Genomic DNA, 1,379 nt, shown 5'->3' on the forward strand with positions numbered 1-1,379 from the left:
TGAGCTGGGGGTGGCCGCAGAGACCAGCGAGAAGCGACTGTTTACTAAAAACACAGGTCCGTGCGAAGCCGTAAGGCGATGTATACGGACTGACGCCTGCCCGGTGCTGGAACGTTAAGGGGACCGGTTAGCTTGGATTCGTCCAGGCGAAGCTGAGAACTTAAGCGCCAGTAAACGGCGGTGGTAACTATAACCATCCTAAGGTAGCGAAATTCCTTGTCGGGTAAGTTCCGACCTGCACGAATGGCGTAACGACTTCTCGACTGTCTCAACCATAGGCCCGGTGAAATTGCACTACGAGTAAAGATGCTCGTTTCGCGCAGCAGGACGGAAAGACCCCGGGACCTTTACTACAGTTTGATATTGGTGTTCGGTTCGGCTTGTGTAGGATAGCTGGGAGACTGTGAAGCTCATACGCCAGTATGGGTGGAGTCGTCGTTGAAATACCAGTCTGGTCGTGCTGGATGTCTAACCTGGGTCCGTGATCCGGATCAGGGACAGTGTCTGATGGGTAGTTTAACTGGGGCGGTTGCCTCCTAAAGGGTAACGGAGGCGCCCAAAGGTTCCCTCAGCCTGGTTGGCAATCAGGTGTTGAGTGTAAGTGCACAAGGGAGCTTGACTGTGAGACCGACGGGTCGAGCAGGGACGAAAGTCGGGACTAGTGATCCGGCGGTGGCTTGTGGAAGCGCCGTCGCTCAACGGATAAAAGGTACCCCGGGGATAACAGGCTGATCTTCCCCAAGAGTCCATATCGACGGGATGGTTTGGCACCTCGATGTCGGCTCGTCGCATCCTGGGGCTGGAGTCGGTCCCAAGGGTTGGGCTGTTCGCCCATTAAAGCGGTACGCGAGCTGGGTTTAGAACGTCGTGAGACAGTTCGGTCCCTATCCGCTGTGCGCGTAGGAGTCTTGAGAAGGGCTGTCCCTAGTACGAGAGGACCGGGACGGACGAACCTCTGGTGTGCCAGTTGTTCTGCCAAGGGCATGGCTGGTTGGCTACGTTCGGGAGGGATAACCGCTGAAAGCATCTAAGCGGGAAGCCTGCTTCGAGATGAGGACTCCCACCCACTTGATGGGGTAAGGCTCCCAGTAGACGACTGGGTTGATAGGCCGGATATGGAAGCACGGTAACGTGTGGAGTTGACCGGTACTAATAGGCCGAGGGCTTGTCCTCAGTTGCTCGCGTCCACTGTGTTGGTTCTGAAACCACGAACAACCCCATGCCTGGTCACGGCGTGGTGCGGTTGATGTGTTTCATAGTGTTTCGGTGGTCATAGCGTAGGGGAAACGCCCGGTTACATTCCGAACCCGGAAGCTAAGCCTTACAGCGCCGATGGTACTGCAGGGGGGACCCTGTGGGAGAGTAGGACGCCGCCGAAC

The 1,379-nt window shown here is 56.6% G+C and carries 2 rRNA genes; both read left to right on the forward strand.

What is annotated here, in order from left to right:
* Positions 1–1,173: ribosomal RNA gene (locus tag ACZ434_RS32690) — 23S ribosomal RNA — on the forward strand; the annotation flags it as partial.
* An 89-nt stretch (positions 1,174–1,262) separates the two neighbouring features.
* Positions 1,263–1,379 (forward strand): 5S ribosomal RNA (gene rrf, locus ACZ434_RS32695).

The sequence above is a fragment of the Streptomyces sp. NPDC030893 genome (assembly GCF_055571535.1).